The 15,235-nt window shown below is 64.0% G+C and carries 14 protein-coding genes; 3 read left to right on the top strand and 11 right to left on the bottom strand.

The annotated features are described in order from the left end of the window. The first annotated feature begins 25 nt into the window (after positions 1–25). Complete coding sequence (locus QMA10_RS03445; protein WP_290166217.1) at positions 26–472, top strand: DUF2568 domain-containing protein; 447 nt, start codon at positions 26–28, stop codon at positions 470–472. A gap of 3 nt (positions 473–475) precedes the next feature. Here QMA10_RS03445 and QMA10_RS03440 read toward each other — a convergent pair whose 3' ends face one another. The 6 genes from QMA10_RS03440 to QMA10_RS03415 form a co-directional block, all read right to left on the bottom strand. Continuing rightward, positions 476–1,627, bottom strand: a complete 1,152-nt coding sequence (locus QMA10_RS03440) for a glutamate--cysteine ligase (protein WP_290166215.1) — start codon at positions 1,625–1,627, stop codon at positions 476–478. 64 nt (positions 1,628–1,691) lie between these two features. Then, positions 1,692–2,501, bottom strand: a complete 810-nt coding sequence (locus tag QMA10_RS03435; protein ID WP_290166213.1) for a class I SAM-dependent methyltransferase — start codon at positions 2,499–2,501, stop codon at positions 1,692–1,694. Positions 2,502–2,503: 2 nt separating this feature from the next. Then, the gene (hisN, locus tag QMA10_RS03430; protein ID WP_290166211.1) at positions 2,504–3,313 is read right to left on the bottom strand and encodes a histidinol-phosphatase; all 810 of its coding nucleotides are present in this window, start codon (positions 3,311–3,313) and stop codon (positions 2,504–2,506) included. Positions 3,314–3,428: 115 nt separating this feature from the next. Next, positions 3,429–4,544 (bottom strand): ribosome small subunit-dependent GTPase A, encoded by a 1,116-nt coding sequence (gene rsgA, locus QMA10_RS03425; RefSeq protein WP_290166209.1) that lies wholly within the window; start codon positions 4,542–4,544, stop codon positions 3,429–3,431. Further along, a complete protein-coding gene (aroA, locus tag QMA10_RS03420; RefSeq protein WP_290166207.1) occupies positions 4,544–5,860 on the bottom strand; it encodes a 3-phosphoshikimate 1-carboxyvinyltransferase in 1,317 nt (438 codons plus the stop codon). The genes rsgA and aroA overlap by 1 nt, the downstream gene beginning before the upstream one ends. Positions 5,861–5,864: 4 nt before the next feature. After that, positions 5,865–6,446 (bottom strand): DoxX family protein, encoded by a 582-nt coding sequence (locus tag QMA10_RS03415; RefSeq protein WP_290166205.1) that lies wholly within the window; start codon positions 6,444–6,446, stop codon positions 5,865–5,867. Positions 6,447–6,801: 355 nt separating this feature from the next. Here QMA10_RS03415 and QMA10_RS03410 point away from each other — a divergent pair, with 355 nt between their 5' ends. Both QMA10_RS03410 and rsrA read left to right on the top strand, forming a co-directional pair. Beyond that, a complete protein-coding gene (locus tag QMA10_RS03410) occupies positions 6,802–7,485 on the top strand; it encodes a sigma-70 family RNA polymerase sigma factor (RefSeq protein WP_290166203.1) in 684 nt (227 codons plus the stop codon). Then, positions 7,482–7,742 carry a mycothiol system anti-sigma-R factor gene (rsrA, locus tag QMA10_RS03405; RefSeq protein WP_290166201.1) on the top strand — a complete coding sequence of 87 codons (261 nt, stop codon included), beginning with the start codon at positions 7,482–7,484 and terminating at the stop codon, positions 7,740–7,742. The genes QMA10_RS03410 and rsrA overlap by 4 nt, the downstream gene beginning before the upstream one ends. Before the next feature lie 298 nt (positions 7,743–8,040). On the opposite strand, the gene QMA10_RS03400 is transcribed toward rsrA, so the two are convergent. The 5 genes from QMA10_RS03400 to QMA10_RS03380 all read right to left on the bottom strand — a co-directional run bounded on the left by QMA10_RS03400 (position 8,041) and on the right by QMA10_RS03380 (position 15,219). Next, positions 8,041–9,828, bottom strand: coding sequence for an ABC transporter ATP-binding protein (locus QMA10_RS03400; protein WP_290166199.1), 1,788 nt, complete (start codon positions 9,826–9,828; stop codon positions 8,041–8,043). Next, the gene (locus tag QMA10_RS03395) at positions 9,825–10,862 is read right to left on the bottom strand and encodes an ABC transporter permease (protein ID WP_290166197.1); all 1,038 of its coding nucleotides are present in this window, start codon (positions 10,860–10,862) and stop codon (positions 9,825–9,827) included. The genes QMA10_RS03400 and QMA10_RS03395 overlap by 4 nt, the downstream gene beginning before the upstream one ends. Before the next feature lie 12 nt (positions 10,863–10,874). Next, the gene (locus QMA10_RS03390; protein ID WP_290166195.1) at positions 10,875–12,407 is read right to left on the bottom strand and encodes an ABC transporter permease; all 1,533 of its coding nucleotides are present in this window, start codon (positions 12,405–12,407) and stop codon (positions 10,875–10,877) included. Between the two features lie 115 nt (positions 12,408–12,522). After that, on the bottom strand, positions 12,523–14,277 hold the full coding sequence (locus tag QMA10_RS03385) for an ABC transporter family substrate-binding protein (protein WP_290166193.1): 1,755 nt from the start codon (positions 14,275–14,277) through the stop codon (positions 12,523–12,525). A gap of 342 nt (positions 14,278–14,619) precedes the next feature. After that, entirely contained in the window at positions 14,620–15,219 is a 600-nt protein-coding gene (locus QMA10_RS03380; protein WP_290166191.1) for a GDSL-type esterase/lipase family protein, read from the bottom strand. Between the last annotated feature and the right edge of the window lie 16 nt (positions 15,220–15,235).

Raw genomic sequence — 15,235 nt, 5'->3', positions numbered from 1 at the left:
AGCGGGTGGGACTACAGTTGCCACTGTGAATGAGTACACCGCATCACGGAACCGTACCGCCGCAGAGCCGGCAGCGCAGACTCACCTGCGTCCGTGGACGATCCTTCTTCGGCAGATTCTGGCCTTCGCCCTGGAGACAGGCCTGCTCTTCGCCGTGGCGTACTGGGCCATCAACGCCTTCCCCGCGCAGCGGGCCGCAGCCGCGGCCGTAGCCCTGGCAGTGTCGGTAGTTCTGTGGGGACTCCTGCTGGCTCCGCGCGCCAAGTACCGGCTGCCCTGGCCCGTGCTTCCGCTGGTAGCAGGCGGAGCCTTCTTCGCCGGTGCCGGCGCCCTCGTGGTCAGCGGGATGCCCCGGGGCGCGGTGCTGCTGGCTGCTGCCGCCGTCGTTAACCTGATCTGGGACCTGGCTGCCGGTCACCCGGCTGTTCGCTCTGCAGCGCGTCCTGCCGGGCGGCGTTCCGCAAAGCGCTGAGCTTCAGGACGCAGTCAGCGAACCGGCAAAGAGGGGGCGGAGCGCGGCGAATCCGCCGCTTCGGACTGCCTCGCGCTGCCGCTGCGCACCCGTTCCCGCGGCCAGCATGCGGGCCATGCCGGTGCGGACAAAAATCTCGTCTCCGGAGTCCTCCAGAGCCGGCCGGACGTAGTCCAGCAGCGCGGACACCTGTTCCGGGGCGGCACGGCTGAGGTCAGCGCCGCGGGGGCCGTGATCCAACAGGTTGCCCCGCAGTCCGAACCGTGCAGCCTGCCAAAGTCCGGCGTCAAGGATTTCGGGATCGGCCGGCGCGTCCGGACCTCCGCCGGAACCGGCGGGATCGCGGGAGAGGACCGTGCTCACCAGCCCCCGGATGAGCAGAGCCAGCAGGACCGCGTCCGCTGCCTCCAACTGGGTATCAGCCACCCGGATCTCGACGGTGGGGAAGCGGTCGGAGAGGCGGGCGAGCCAACCGATATGGCCGGGATCAAGGACAACGTCGGTTGCTACGAGTTTGGCCAGCCGCGCATCATAATCAGCTGATCCATGGAAATACGGGGGGCAGCCCTGGATGGACCAGCGGCGGTACTGGATGAGCCGCCAGCTGGCAAAACGGGTATCCCGGCCCAGCCAGTACGGGGAATTGGTGCTGATGGCGCCGAGCGTTGCCAACCAGGGGCGCAGATGATTCAGGACACGGACCCCTGCCTCGCGGCTGGGAACCGCCACGTGGACGTGGGTTCCATTGACATAGTGCTCGTCCGCAACGGCCCCGGCCATTTCCCCCATACTTTGGTAGCGTTCGGTGGCACTGACCACCGCCGGCCCGGGCCCCATGGAGGGGGCTGCCCCGGTGGGAGCGACGTCGAGACCCGCAGCGGCAGCCGCTTCGGCGAGGCGCTTGCGGAAATGCAGCAGGGAAACAGCCGCTTCCTCCCCGGTGCTGCATACCGGGGTGGAGCTTTCCACCTGGCAGGCCAGCAGTTCCGCGCTGCTGGTAAGACTGAGGCCGTCACCGGGAATCAGCGCCGCGATTACCTCGCCGGCACGGGAGCTGGGCATGTCACTGTCAGGGTTGACGAGCAGGAATTCTTCTTCGATTCCAAAGGTGACCACGTGCGTGCCCCCGTTCCGCAGCAGAGTATTGCAGGACAAGTCCGGCCACCCATCGGAGCCGGAGGCCTCAGACTACAGGCCGCGGGGTCTTGGCGAACAGGTACTACCTGACCCGCTGCTCATCAGCTCCTGACAACGCCATCCGCCAGGTAAGCGTCAGATAAGGCAGCTCCAGGGCTTGCCCCGGGCGGTAGTCCAAATGCTCAAACAGATACCAGGTCAGGTTCGCCATGACCTTCTCCCGGACCGGCTCGGAGGCTGAGAGGTAGTAGGAACGGGACTTCGCCAGTTCCATCAGATCCACGGGCGTCATTTCCTGGGACCAGCGCGTGGTGTGGGATGCGTCGGGAACAAACTCGGGGCCAACCACCGGCCGGAATCCGGGCTTGAGGACGTCTCCGGCATGGATGATGCGGGAATAGCGGTGAACCCAGGGAACGCTGACGTCCAGCTGGTTCCAGATCAGGCCCAGGATGCCGCCGGGCCGCAGAATTCGTGCCAGCTCGGTGCTCGCCGCGAGGGGATCGCACCAGTGCCAGGCCTGTGCCACGGTGGCGGCGGCCATGGAGGAGGACGGGATTCCGGTTGCCTCGGCCGTGCCCTGTAGAGCCGGTACTCCGGGCAGCATCTGCTGCAGCTGTTTGAGCATGCCGGCGGAAGGGTCGACGGCGGTTGGCCGGTATCCGGCGGCGGCCAGGGACCGGGTGTACTTACCGGTACCCGCCCCGATGTCGGCCACCGGGGCACCCGGCTCAACAGCTGTGCCCCGGTCCCCGGCAAACAACCACTGAACGGCCTCGGCGGGGTAGCCGGGCCGGATGCGGTCATAGTGTTCCCCGCCGTCCTCATAGCTGCGCGCCAGTTCCCGCCGGCGCAGCGCTTCCAGCCGGGGGCCGGACGTTGACGGTGCCATCGTCAGAGCAGGTCGTCCAGAGCCGGGTTCAGGCGGCGGAGGACGTCACTGTGCAGCGCGCCGTTGGTGGCCAGGGCGTTGCCGCCGAACGGACCGTCTTCACCTTCCAGGGAAGTGAACCGGCCCCCGGCCTCGGTAATGATGGGGACCAGCGCCGCCATGTCATAGAGGTTCAGCTCAGGCTCGCAGGCAATATCCACGGCGCCCTCGGCAACCATGCAGTAGGACCAGAAATCGCCGAACGCCCGGGTGCGCCAGACTGATTCCGTCAGCCCGATGAACTCGTCAAAGTTGCCGCGTTCCTTCCAGCCTCCGAGGCTGGAGTAGGACAGCGACGCGTCTGAGAGGTTCGAAACATTGGACACCCGCAGGCGTGTGGCCGAGGCCAGGGACCGTCCCATATAGGCGCCGGTTCCCGTGGCCGCCCACCAGCGCTTGCCGAGCGCCGGGGCACTGACGACCCCCAGGACGGGAACGCCGTCGTCCACCAGGGAAATCAGGGTGGCCCAGACGGGGACGCCGCGGATAAAGTTCTTGGTCCCGTCAATGGGATCAATAACCCAGCGGCGCGGGCCGTTTCCGGTGGAGCCAAACTCTTCACCGAGGACCGCGTCCCGCGGCCGGGCACGGGAGAGCTGGCCGCGGATGGCATCTTCCGCCGCCTTGTCGGCATCGGTCACGGGGGTCAGGTCCGGCTTGGTTTCGACCTTCAAGTCCAGGGCCTTGAAGCGGGACATTGTCTGATCGTCCACGGAATCGGCCATGACGTGGGCGAGTCGGAGATCATCGTTGTAGTTCTGGGCGAACGGCATACTGTTCAACTTATCCTTATTCGGTGGGCGGTGCCCACGATTACACGGCCCGGGGCCCGCCGTGGCGCTGTCCCGGGGAAGAACCGGCGGACTGCCGGGGTGTTGCCGGCAGGCGTCACTGCGCGCCGAGCTCCTTGGCGGATGCCCGGTTTTCCGTCCGGGTCCCTGAGCCCAGGAGCCTGCGCAGGGAAGCGAGCCGGGCCGGGCCGGCAGTGCCGGCCTGCCCTGATTCCACCCACGGGTCCAAGCCGCAGTTTTTAGCCTGGTCGTCGTGCCGGCACCCGCGTTCGCAGGCTTCAGTCCCGGGTGCCAGATCCGGGAACGCCTGGAGGATGCGGTCCGGGTCCACATGTGCAAGGCCAAAGGAACGGATGCCGGGAGTGTCAATGATCCAGCTGCCCGACGGCGCCTCCAGGACCTTCAGGGCGAGCGCTGACGAGGAGGTGTGCCGGCCGCGGCCGGTCACGGCGTTGACGCCGCCGGTGGCGCGGTCGGAGCCGGTCAGCGCATTCACCAGCGTGGACTTGCCGACACCGGAATGCCCCACCAGGACCGAGACCTTGCCCTCGAGATGACGGTGCAGCTGCTGCACTGCGTCTCCCTGCAGGCGGGCAGACAATCCGTCGTCGGAACGGGCGTCGATCCCGGACGCATCATCTGCCGCCGTGCGGCTGATAATCACGTCCAGATCCAAATGCTCGTAATTGGCCAGCAGCTCCGCGGGGTCTTTGATATCTGCTTTGGTGATGCACAGCAGCGGTGAGATGCCGGCGTCGTAAGCGGCAACCAGGGCGCGGTCGATGAACCCGGTGCGCGGCTCTGGGTTGGCTGCGGCCACCACGATGACCAGCTGGTCAGCGTTGGCGACGACGGCGCGTTCCACGGGATCGGTGTCATCGGCGCTGCGGCGCAGCAGGGTCCGGCGGTCCTGGATGCGCACCAGGCGGGCCAGCGTGTCGGGTCCGCCCGACACATCCCCCACCAGCGACACGAGGTCGCCGGCAACCACCGGGTTTCGGCGCAGCTCACGGGCCCGGGCTGCAATGACGATGCGTTCAGCGGGGGTGTCTTCATCCACGACGGCGGTGTAGCGTCCCCGGTCCACAGTGATGATGCGTCCGGTTACGGCCTCGTCGTAGGCCGGCCGGTCTTTGGTGCGGGGGCGCGAGCCCTTTTTGTTCGGACGGATCCGGACGTCTGATTCATCCCAGCTGCCGGTAGAGCGGGCCATCAGTGCATTCCTCCCGTGAGTTCGCGCCACAGCCGCGGGAACTCCGGCAGGGTCTTGGCTGTGGTCCCGATGTCCTGCACCAGCACGTCGGGGACAGCCAGGCCGATCAGGGCGCCGGCGGTGGCCATCCGGTGATCCGCATACGTTTCAAAGACGCCGCCGTGCAGCGGGGCCGGCCGGATGATCAGGCCGTCCGCCGTCTCTTCGGCATCGCCGCCCAGCCGGTTGATCTCGCTGACCAGGGCTGCAAGCCGGTCGGTTTCGTGGCCCCGCAGATGTGCAATGCCGGTAAGGACTGACGGGGAGTCAGCCAATGCGCACAGGGCAGCCGCTGTGGGCGCCAGCTCGCTGGTGTCGGCGAGCCGTGCTCCGGTAATGCGGCCGGTGCCGGTAACTGTCAGGGTGCCTCCGGACAGGGTAGCCGTGCCGCCGAGGGCGGGCAGGATGCTCCGCCAGCGGTCGCCCACCTGCGTGGTGTGCTCTGGCCAGCCGTGCAGCCGCACGGTACCGCCGGCCACGAGCGCTGCTCCCAGAAACGGTCCGGCATTGGACAGGTCGGGTTCGATGGCGACGTCGAAGGCCCGGATGGGACCGGGGGAGACCCGCCATTCGTTGGGAACGGAGTCATCCACCTGAACGCCGACACCGCGCAGGACCTGCACCGTCATGGCAATGTGTTCACGGCTGGGGAGGGTGGAGCCCACATGGACCAGGTGCAGCCCGTTGGCGAACCGCGCCCCCGCCAGCAGCAGCGCAGAGACAAACTGGGACGACGCGCCTGCGTCAATCTCCAGCCGGCCTCCGGCCACCGCGCCGGTGCCGGCCACGGTAAACGGAAGGGATCCGGTGCCGTCGTCGTGCACCGTCACGCCCAGCGCCCGGAGGGCATCAATGATCGCAGCCATCGGCCGCTCGCGCGCGTGGGGATCGCCGTCAAACTCGGTGCTTCCGGCTTTCAGTGCGGCCAGGGGAGGCACAAACCTCATGACGGTTCCCGCCAACCCGCAGTCAATGCCTGTTCCGGTTGCGCTGCCCGAATCCATTGGACGGATCTCCAGATCCGGTCCGAAGGAACCGTCGCCGTCGATCTCGGTCACCGTGGCGCCCAGCGCACGCAATGACTGGACCATGAGCGCGGTGTCCCGGGAATGGAGGGGAGCGCGGAGCCTGCTGGGGCCGTCAGCCAAGGCAGCGAGGACCAGATACCTGTTGGTCAGGGACTTGGAACCCGGCACCCGGACGTCGGCGTCCAGCGGCGCGGACACCCGGGGAGCGGGCCAGGGAGAGACTGTCTGCGGATCGGCGGAAAAAGACATGGAGCTAGGAACCCACAATGCCGGCTGCGGTGGTGCGGACGGTCTTGTTGGCCTTCTTGAGCTGCTTGGCGGCATCCTTCTGGACCGACCGCGACTTGCGGCCGGCATCCTTGCCCAGGGAAGCAACGCCGCGGCGCGTGTCATCAGCAAGGTGGCCGGCACGCCACGCCAGGCCGGGGCGGCCGTTGGTGTCAACGGCGACCAGAAGAACGGCGCCGATCAGCGACAGGTTCTTGAGCAGGGCCGCACGGCGGGCCTTGCGCTCATCGGCGGTGTCCGTTTCGGCGTTCTTGTACTCGACGACTGCGTTCAGCACAGCCGTGCCCGTGAGCAGCAGGCCGGAGAGACGCGGCAGCTTGCCCATTGCCAGCAGCGAACCGGCACCCACCTGCGTGGCGCCAAGCACCTTGGCTACCAGCTGGGGGTTCCCGGTGACGGATGCAGCCGAAGGCACCAGTGCGCCCACGCGGTCCAGGGTGGGGCGCAGCTGATGAGCTGTCTGATCTGAATCCCGCAGGCGGTCAACACCGGCTGCGATAAAACCTGTGGCCAGCAGCGGACGGGCGAGCAAACGGACAATCGACATATTGACCTCCTGGTTGCTGCCCGTTCTCGGAAATTACCGGGCAGAATACTCCTAGTTTGGCACTTTTGCGGAGCTGGCACACCTTGTGCCGCGCTGTGCGGGCAAATCCCGGCGGCGGAATAAGTCCCCGGGCCTCTGTGTTGGAAGGGTGTACGGCATTCTTTCTGAAAGGGGGGATTACCGGATTCGAGGACCGTCGGCTGCCTGCGGACAAGTGACTGGCAGAAGCGGTCCCCAAGTGAGGAGAGTGAACGTGCCAGCTGCTTTGGTCATGACAGATGCGCAGCGTGAAGCTTCCGCGTCTGCAGTTCAGTTGCGTGTGGGACCGGCGCCCCGCACCGTAGACTTGGAAGTGATGAGAACTGATGTGCCGGAAGGCAGCCCCCAGGTGGAAGACTCCGAGCTGGATGTCGCTTCCGAATCGGAAGAGGCCCGCAAAATACGCTTTGAGCGCGATGCCATGCAGTACGTGGACCAGCTCTACTCTGCAGCTATGCGCATGGCCCGTAACCCCTCCGACGCCGAGGACCTGGTCCAGGAGGCCTATACCAAGGCCTTCTCTGCGTTCCACCAGTACCGTCCCGGGACCAATCTGAAGGCCTGGCTGTACCGGATCCTGACAAACACCTACATCAACCTGTACCGGAAGCGTCAGCGCGAACCGCTGCAGGCGAACTCGGACGGTGTGGAAGATTGGCAGCTGGCCCGTGCGGCTGAACACAGCTCCACCGGGCTGCGCTCCGCCGAAGCGGTGGCGCTGGACCACCTTCCCGATTCGGATGTAAAGAATGCCCTGCAGTCCATTCCCGAGGAATTCCGTTTGGCTGTGTATTTCTCCGACGTGGAGGGATTCGCATACAAGGAAATCTCGGAAATCATGAACACTCCCATCGGAACCGTAATGTCGCGCCTGCACCGGGGCCGCAAAATGCTCCGTGAACTATTGGCCGAATATGCACACGAACGCGGCATCCGCGGCAAGGCAGCACCTGCACCCGCCGCGGCCAGCCAGAACAAGAAACAGGGGAACACGCTATGAGCGATTGCCAAAGCCTGGGCGATTGCGAGGATGCCCGCATCGCACGGCTGTACGAATACCTTGACGGTGCGCTGTCCCATGAGGACATCGTCGAAATCAAAGAGCACCTGGACGGTTGCCCCGAATGCGCCGAAGAGCATGATTTGGAGTGCGTCATCCGGTCAGTGGTGAAGCGGTCCTGCACCGAAGCCGCTCCGGAAACACTCAAGGCCAACATCCTGGCAAGGATCAGCCAGATCCAGACCGCCGAGCATTAGCAGGCCGTGATCCGTACCGAAGACTGAATAACAGAAAACCCCCGGCGGCCGTAAGGCTCCCGGGGGTTTTCTGTTAGTGGCGATGGGCCACACGGTTAGTCCAAGACTTAAGTGTTGGGACGCTTACCGTGATTGGCGCCGCCGCGCTTACGGTCACGACGCTTGCGTGCACGCTTGCTCATAGCTGCCTCCTTCGATTTGCTGAAAGTTCTGCCCTCCAGTGTCCCACAAGGTGAGCCCGACAACCTAAACCGCGGCGCGGGTCGGTCCGCGGAACCGGTCCGCGGAACCGGTCCGCCTACTCGATCGAACTGCCTGCAGCCATCAGGGCGTTGCGCTGTTCCCGGCGAAGGGCCTGCTCGGCCGGGTCCGGCACCGGAGCGGCGGCGAGCAGCCGGCGGGTGTAGGCGTCCTGCGGATACCGCAGCACCTGCTCCGTTGACCCCTGCTCCACCATGACGCCCTTATTCAGCACGGCAATGTGGCTGGCCAGGATTTCCACCACTGCCAGGTCGTGGCTGACGAACAGGCACGCGAAACCATACTGCTGCTGCAGGTCCTGGAGAAGGGAAAGCACCCTGGCCTGAACCGAGACGTCCAGTGCTGACGTTGGCTCATCGGCCACGAGCAGCGAAGGCCGCAGCGAGAGTGCCCGGGCAATACCGACCCGCTGCCGCTGCCCGCCGGACAGCTCATGCGGGTACCGGTTGCGGAAACTGGTGGGAAGCTGAACATCGTCAAGCAACCCCTCCACCCGGTGATCGAGGTCCTTGCGGGAGAGCTTCTCGTGCAGGAACAACGGCTCTCCGATGGATTCGCCGATGGACATGCGCGGATTCAGCGACGCCGCCGGGTCCTGGAACACGATGGCGAACTTCCTGCGCAGCGGCAGCATCTTTTTGGGTGACAAACCGGCGATGTTGGTGCCGTTGATGTCCACGCTGCCGGCACTGACCGGAAGCAGGCCGGTTACGGCCCGGGCAATGGTCGATTTTCCGGACCCGGATTCACCCACCAGTCCCATGACCTCGCCGGGATTGATGACGAAGGAAACATCGTTCACGGCTTTGAACCCGGGCTGGCGGAACCGTCCCGGGTATTCAATGGACACCCCGGTCAGCTGCAGTGCGGGCACGATGCCGGCGTCAGCTGTGACGAGGTCTGCAGAGTCCCGGAGCACGGCCCGCGGAGCGTCGGAGATCTGCAGCGCTCCGCCTTCCTCCACCTCAACGGACGACAGCACACCGCCGACTATGGAGCCCAAGTGGGGCACAGCTGCCAGCAGTTGGCGGGTGTACTCCTCCTTCGGGTTGGAAAACAGTTCAGCCACGGGTGCGGACTCAACAATCCGGCCCTTCTCCATAACAACCACTTTGTCAGCGAGGTCCGCCACCACACCCATGTCGTGGGTGATCAGCATGACGGCGCTGTTCAGCCGCTTGCTGAGGTTCCGCAGCAGTTCCAGGACTTCGGCCTGGACCGTGACATCCAGCGCGGTGGTGGGCTCATCAGCGACGAGCAGGATGGGGTCATTGGCGATGGCGATGGCAATCATGGCCCGCTGGCGCTGTCCGCCGGAGAACTGGTGGGGATAGGACTCGTAACGCCTCTCCGGCTCCGGAATTTCCACCATGCGCAGCAACTCGATGGCCCGTTCCCTGGCCTGCGCCGGAGAAGCATCCGTGTGCTGTTCGATGATTTCCTTGATCTGCTCACCGACAGTCAGGACGGGATTGAGCGCCGTCATGGGTTCCTGGAAAATCATGGCGATGTCATTGCCGCGGATTTTCCGCAGCGCCGACTGCGGAGCACCGATCAGCTCCTTGCCCTGAAGCTTGGCGCTGCCTTTGGAACGTCCGTTGCCGGGAAGCAGGCCCAGCAGCGCCATGGACGACATGCTTTTTCCTGAACCGGATTCACCCACGATGGCCAGGATCTCGCCGGGCGAAACTGTGAAGGAGACGTCCTCCGCTGCCATCACCCATTTGTTGTCCACGCTGAAATCGACGCCCAGACCCGAAACTTCCAGAATGGGAGCCGTTGTCGCCGTCGGGGCGACGTCGCTGTACAGGGGTGCCGAACTCATTGCTTGTTCCTTGTCTGTCGGGGATCAAACGCGTCCCGGAGGCCGTCGCCGATGAAGTTCACGGTGAGCGCGATGGCGACAATAAAGATGCCGGGCCAGAAAAAGAGCCACGGACGGGTGGTCATGGCCGCCCGGTTTTCATTGATGAGCTTGCCCAGCGACGTGTCCGGCGGCTGCACGCCCAGGCCCAGGAAGCTCAGGGCCGTCTCCAGCAGGATGGCCCCGGAGATGGCCAGCGTTGCGGACACGATGATGACGCCAACGGTGTTGGGCAGGATGTGCTTGAAGATAATGCGGCGCGAACTGGCGCCCACGGATTTAGCGGCTTCGACGAACTCCTTTTCCCGCAGGGACAGGAATTCGCCGCGGACGATGCGGGCCAGCCCGGTCCAGGTCAGCAGGCCCAGGAAGATGGCGAACACCACGATGCCGTATTTCGAGACCACGCTGGCCAGCACTGCAGCCACCACCAGAAGGGGGATGGTGATGATGACGTCGGTCAGGCGCATCAGGACGGCCTCGGTGAAACCGCGGAAATAGCCGGCAAGTGCACCAATGACAGTTCCCACCACGGTTCCGACTATCCCGACAATGAAGGCAATGGTCAGCGAGATCTGGGCGCCGCGCATGGTCATGGCAAAGTAGTCGCGTCCCAGGGTGTCCTGGCCGAACGGGTGGTTCCCCAGCCCGGTCCAGGAGAGGGTCGGAGACCCGCCGTCCTCCAGCGGCATGACGGTGGAGAACGTGTGGGGCCACCAGCCGGGGATGCGCAGGGGCCCTACGGAGATCCCAATTGAGGTAAAGGCCAGCAGCATGATGAAGATCAGCCCGCTGAGGCCTACGAGTGCTCCCTTGTGGCGGAAGAACCGTTCCCGGACCAGCTGGCCCTGGCTCTTGGCAGCGGTGATCTGTGGATCCGCGGTGACGGCCCGGGTTGCGGGCGCATCTGCGATATCCGTTCTCTGGCTTTCCAGAGTCATGCTCGTCAGCTCCGGGCTGCTGCCCGTGGTTCCGGACGGTATTTTCTCAGTCATATCTATCGCCTATCAGTTCAGGCTAATGCGCGGGTCGAGGAACGCGTATGCGATGTCGGCCAGCATGTTGAAGGTCACCGCTGCCACGCCGGTCACGAGGAAGAAGGCCATGATGACATTGGGATCCACGTTGTTCAGACCGTCCGTGAACATTCTGCCCATGCCGCTCCAGCCGAAGACGGCCTCGGTGATGACCGCACCGCCCAGAACGCCGGCAAAGTCGAAGGCCATCAGTGTGGTGATGGGAATCATGGCATTGCGGAACGCATGCTTGACGACCACGGAGCGCTCGCTCAGGCCCTTGGCCCGGGCGGTGCGGACATAATCCTGGTTCATGACTTCAAGCATGCTGGCACGCGTGTACCGGGTGTAGGTGGCAAAGGAGATCAGCATGATGGCAATGGTCGGCAGGACCAGGTAGAGGGCGTAGTCCAGGTTGATCTCCCAGAACGTGCCCTGCAGGTTGGGCGTGGAGGAACCCGTGGTGGGAATGGGACGGCCGCCGTTTTTGCGGGCGAGCGAAGGATAAGCACCCAGCAGCGCGTCAATGAAGACAAAGAAGCCGATGGCGAGCCCGATGACGGCGGTCAGGTTGCGTGTTTGCTTGGCATAGGGTCCGCCGATGAAGTGGCCAAGAGCCAGGGAAACCAGGAGGGTAACGGCAGCGAGGCCGGCAATGAGGACCCAGTTCGGATCCTGCATCAGCGGCTGGGTCACCAGGTACCCGATAAAGCCAACAGCTGCAGTGGCAAGGGCCGCATACACGATCCGGCGGCGGCGGAATCCCGCCAGCAGGGCGGTCAGCCCAAGAGCCAGGCCAAAGGCCGTAATGAGGAGGCCGATGGGGCCCAGGCCCGGAGTCTTGAACCAGTTGGTAATAAGCAGCAGGTAGAACGTGACTGACGTGGCAACGGCGGCAATGGCGAAGACACGCAGGCGGCGGTTCCTGTCGCCGCCGATGACGACAGCTGCGACGACACCCGCTGCGAGCCCGACGGCGGCTATGCCCAGATAGGACATTTGCGGGTCCGCCAGCCAGCTGTTCAGGTCAATCGCCAGGTACTGCTTGAGCAGTGTGGAGAGCCAGAACAGCGGCATGGAGAAGAGCAGGAAGGCAACGAAGGTAATGGAGTAGTCAAAGACGCTGTACTGGCGCAGGGCCGTGATCAGGCCAACGGCGACGCCCAGGACAATGGCCACCAGGGTGGCTACGACGACGAGCCGGAAAGTGGAACCGATGGCGGTCTGCAGCTGTTCGATGACGGGGTTCCCGGCACGGTTCAGTCCGAGCGTACATTCGGCGCCGCCGGGGATCATGCAGCGTCCCACTTCCTGCAGCCAGAGGAGATAGCGGACGGGCACGGGCTGGTCCAGGTTCAGGGCAGCGGTTCGCTGGGCAATGCGTGACTCGCGGTCCGCGCTCTGCAATTCAATCAGGTCATGAAAGGGATCGCCCGAGTTGACGGCAAGGATAAACATCAGCACTGTGGCGGCGAGAAGGACGAAGAACGAGGTCACCGCTCTTCTAAGGATGAAAAAGAACACCGAAGGCTCCTATTGGGGGGTGGTACGTAAAGCCGCTAGCGGGGCAAAAGTTTGGGATGGGCAGACCATGGGTCTGCCCATCCCGCTTTCTAACCGTTATGGCGTGATGCCTTGGTTAGGCCTGCTTGGTCCACTCGAAGGCGTTCCAGGTGACGCCGCTCTGGGTGGGGTTGTACACCACTTCCTCCATGGTGGAGTTATGGGCAACGATGTCGGCGTTGGCGAAGAGGAGGACGTTGTAGACGTCCTTGGCGAGTTCCTCTTCGAGCTGCATCTTCAGCTCCTTGACCTTGTCGGCGTCTGTGGTCTGGGCAATTTCATCCCACAGGTCGTCGACCTTTTCGCTCTTGAACTTGCCGTAGTTCTGGACACCCTCGGAGTCGTAGATCGACTGGCCGCTGGCGACCAGGCCGGAACCGGCCCAACCGAACAGGGCTGCGTCCCAGGAACCAAGCTCATCAAGCTTCTTGGTCCACTCGGCATCCGGGGTGGCAATGATGTTGAAGCCGGCCTGGTCGCAGGAATCCTTGATCAGGGCGGTCATGTCAGCGCGGACCTGGCTGGCTGAGGAGAAGAGCACGCGGACGTCAACGGGCTCGGTCTTTCCGGCTTCAGCCATGAGGGCCTTGGCGCCTTCAAGATCAACTTCGTCGTATTCGCTCGCAGCAGGTGCACCCTCGAGGATCTCGTCGTACTCAGGCTGTGAGGGCTGGTATTCGCGCAGGTTGACCACGGTGGCTTCGGGATCGACCGGCTTGACGAACTTGTCAACGATGTCCTGGCGCGGAACGCACTTGGAGAATGCCTGGCGAACCTTGATGTCTTTGAACACACCGTTTTCGGACTGGTCCAGGTCGATGTGCGAGAACGTCATGCCCGTGCCGGTGAGCATGTTCACGGACTCGCCGATGGCCTCGATCTGGGACTTGGTGTCACCGGTGGGGCCGGACGGCTCGATGACGTCAACATCGCCGTTCTGCAGTGCCTGCACGGCTTCGGTGTCCTCGATGGTCTTGAAGACGATGCTCTCCGTGGCGCCGGCGCGCTCTTCGCCCCAGTAGTTCTCATTCTTGGTCAGCGTAAGGTTGCCGCCGGCTGCGTTGTCCAGCGTGTACGGTCCCGAGGAGGGGATGAGGGCTGCATCAGGAAGCGAGGGGAGGCCTTCGGCATAACCCCAGCCGGTGTTCCAGAACTCGGCAACGGGCTTCAGGGAAGCCAGATCGTTGTCCTGGATGGCGGCAACAAGTGCTTCGCCGTTGTTCTCGGTGCTCAGGCCACCCTGCTCAGCCGCAACGTGGGCCGGCATGATGGAGCCGATCATGAGGTTTTCCCAGTCAGCGTAAGGCTGCTCGAAAACGTAGGTGAATTCCTTGTCTCCGGCTTCGCCTTCGGGCATGGCCAGGTACTCGTAGCCGTTGTTGGAGGAAGGCTCGAAGATTTCTGCCTCTCCGTCCACCACCTTGCCGGAGAACGCGGCCCAGTTCAGCAGCACGTCATCGAAGTCGATGGGCGTACCGTCGGACCACTGGGCGTCCTCGTTGATCTTGTATTCAACGGTCAGGGGATCGTCGCTGGTCTTTTCGAAGGTGCCAAACTCTTCATTGCGAATAACACCCTCGGGGCTGTACTCCGAGAAGTTGCTGTGGACCAAGTTGTCCACGTACGTGTTGTACACGCTGTTGGACTTGGACGTGCCGCCGTTGTAGAAATCCGGGGCCTGGCTGATGGCAACGGAGATGGACGACGCGAGGTTGGCGTCCTCGGTGCTGTCGCCTTCAGTGGTTTCTCCGCCTCCGGCTGAACCGCAGGCGCCCAGGAAGAGGGCTCCCACGGAAAGTGCGGCAAGAGTTGCCGTGCGCTTTGTACGCATTCGTAGTCCTAACTTGTGAAGAAGTCGTCAGGAACCACCGCTGGCGGCTCCCCCAAGCGATCGTGATGACCGCCACATGTTCCGAAAGACTAGTCACTAAATGTTTCCGCTGTGCTAACTGTGAGCGGACGTTAACTGATTGTTACCTGGAAAGCGCGTCAGCAGGGTTGTGCAGGAAGGTGCGTTGGGTGCAGAAGCGGACCGTAACTCCGCGGTTCTGCACGGATTTCCTGTTGCCGCCGCCAGAGCGGGCGGGGAAAACTACTTGGGGCAATGCGACTTAATGTGTAGAGGGCCCCCGGCGTGTCGCCGGGGGCCCTCAGGGAGTGCTTTTTTCTATTTTCAGTTCATATCCGGAAGGTCCAGCCAGCGGTACCAGCCGCGGTGGAGGACCAGCCAGGCCATGAGGCCGTAGCCGGCCTGTCCGGGTGTTCCACCGTTGGATGCCAGATCAGTGCGCCACTGTTCATGGTTGAGCAGCGGGGTCAGGGTGTCCACGTACATGTGCTTGCGCCGTGTAGTCACGTCACCAAAAGCCGCTGAGAGATCGGACAGGCGGCGGTTCCGCTCGGCATCCAGCCCCGGCGGGGGACCGACGACGAAAACCTTGATGCTCATCTGTGCAGCCCCGTCGAGGATATTCGCCAGGTTGAGGCGGCTTCTGGCTGTAGACAGATCGAGATCCAGGTCCCGGTCGGACAGCCCGATCACCAGCCGGTTTTCACATCTTTCGTCAAAACGGCGGCCGGCTTCCTGCAGCCAGCGGTTGGCCAGCGACTCGGTTCCCTCCTGGGGCGCCGCAAGGGTATACGCCTGTACATTGACGTTTTCGGGGGTGGTGCGGGCCAAAACGCGGCCCAGCCAGCCCAGGGCGCGAGGGTCGCCGTGCCCGGCCAGCAGCTCGTCGCCGACGGCTGCAAGCCTGATTTTGCGTTGTTCCACTAGTCACCTTCTCCGG

This window comes from Arthrobacter sp. APC 3897 (assembly GCF_030407495.1).
Taxonomy (GTDB): Bacteria; Actinomycetota; Actinomycetes; order Actinomycetales; family Micrococcaceae; genus Arthrobacter_B.
Note: the sequence above shows the minus strand (reverse complement) of the source record. Positions and strands in the feature narration are given on the sequence as shown.

Coding starts and splice junctions, on each gene's coding strand:
- QMA10_RS03435 (WP_290166213.1), bottom strand. CDS start 2,501: ATGGCACCGTCAACGTCCGGCCCCCGGCTGGAAGCGCTGCGCCGGCGG.
- hisN (WP_290166211.1), bottom strand. CDS start 3,313: ATGCCGTTCGCCCAGAACTACAACGATGATCTCCGACTCGCCCACGTC.
- rsgA (WP_290166209.1), bottom strand. CDS start 4,544: ATGGCCCGCTCTACCGGCAGCTGGGATGAATCAGACGTCCGGATCCGT.
- aroA (WP_290166207.1), bottom strand. CDS start 5,860: ATGTCTTTTTCCGCCGATCCGCAGACAGTCTCTCCCTGGCCCGCTCCC.
- QMA10_RS03415 (WP_290166205.1), bottom strand. CDS start 6,446: ATGTCGATTGTCCGTTTGCTCGCCCGTCCGCTGCTGGCCACAGGTTTT.
- QMA10_RS03410 (WP_290166203.1), top strand. CDS start 6,802: ATGAGAACTGATGTGCCGGAAGGCAGCCCCCAGGTGGAAGACTCCGAG.
- rsrA (WP_290166201.1), top strand. CDS start 7,482: ATGAGCGATTGCCAAAGCCTGGGCGATTGCGAGGATGCCCGCATCGCA.
- QMA10_RS03400 (WP_290166199.1), bottom strand. CDS start 9,828: ATGAGTTCGGCACCCCTGTACAGCGACGTCGCCCCGACGGCGACAACG.
- QMA10_RS03395 (WP_290166197.1), bottom strand. CDS start 10,862: ATGACTGAGAAAATACCGTCCGGAACCACGGGCAGCAGCCCGGAGCTG.
- QMA10_RS03385 (WP_290166193.1), bottom strand. CDS start 14,277: ATGCGTACAAAGCGCACGGCAACTCTTGCCGCACTTTCCGTGGGAGCC.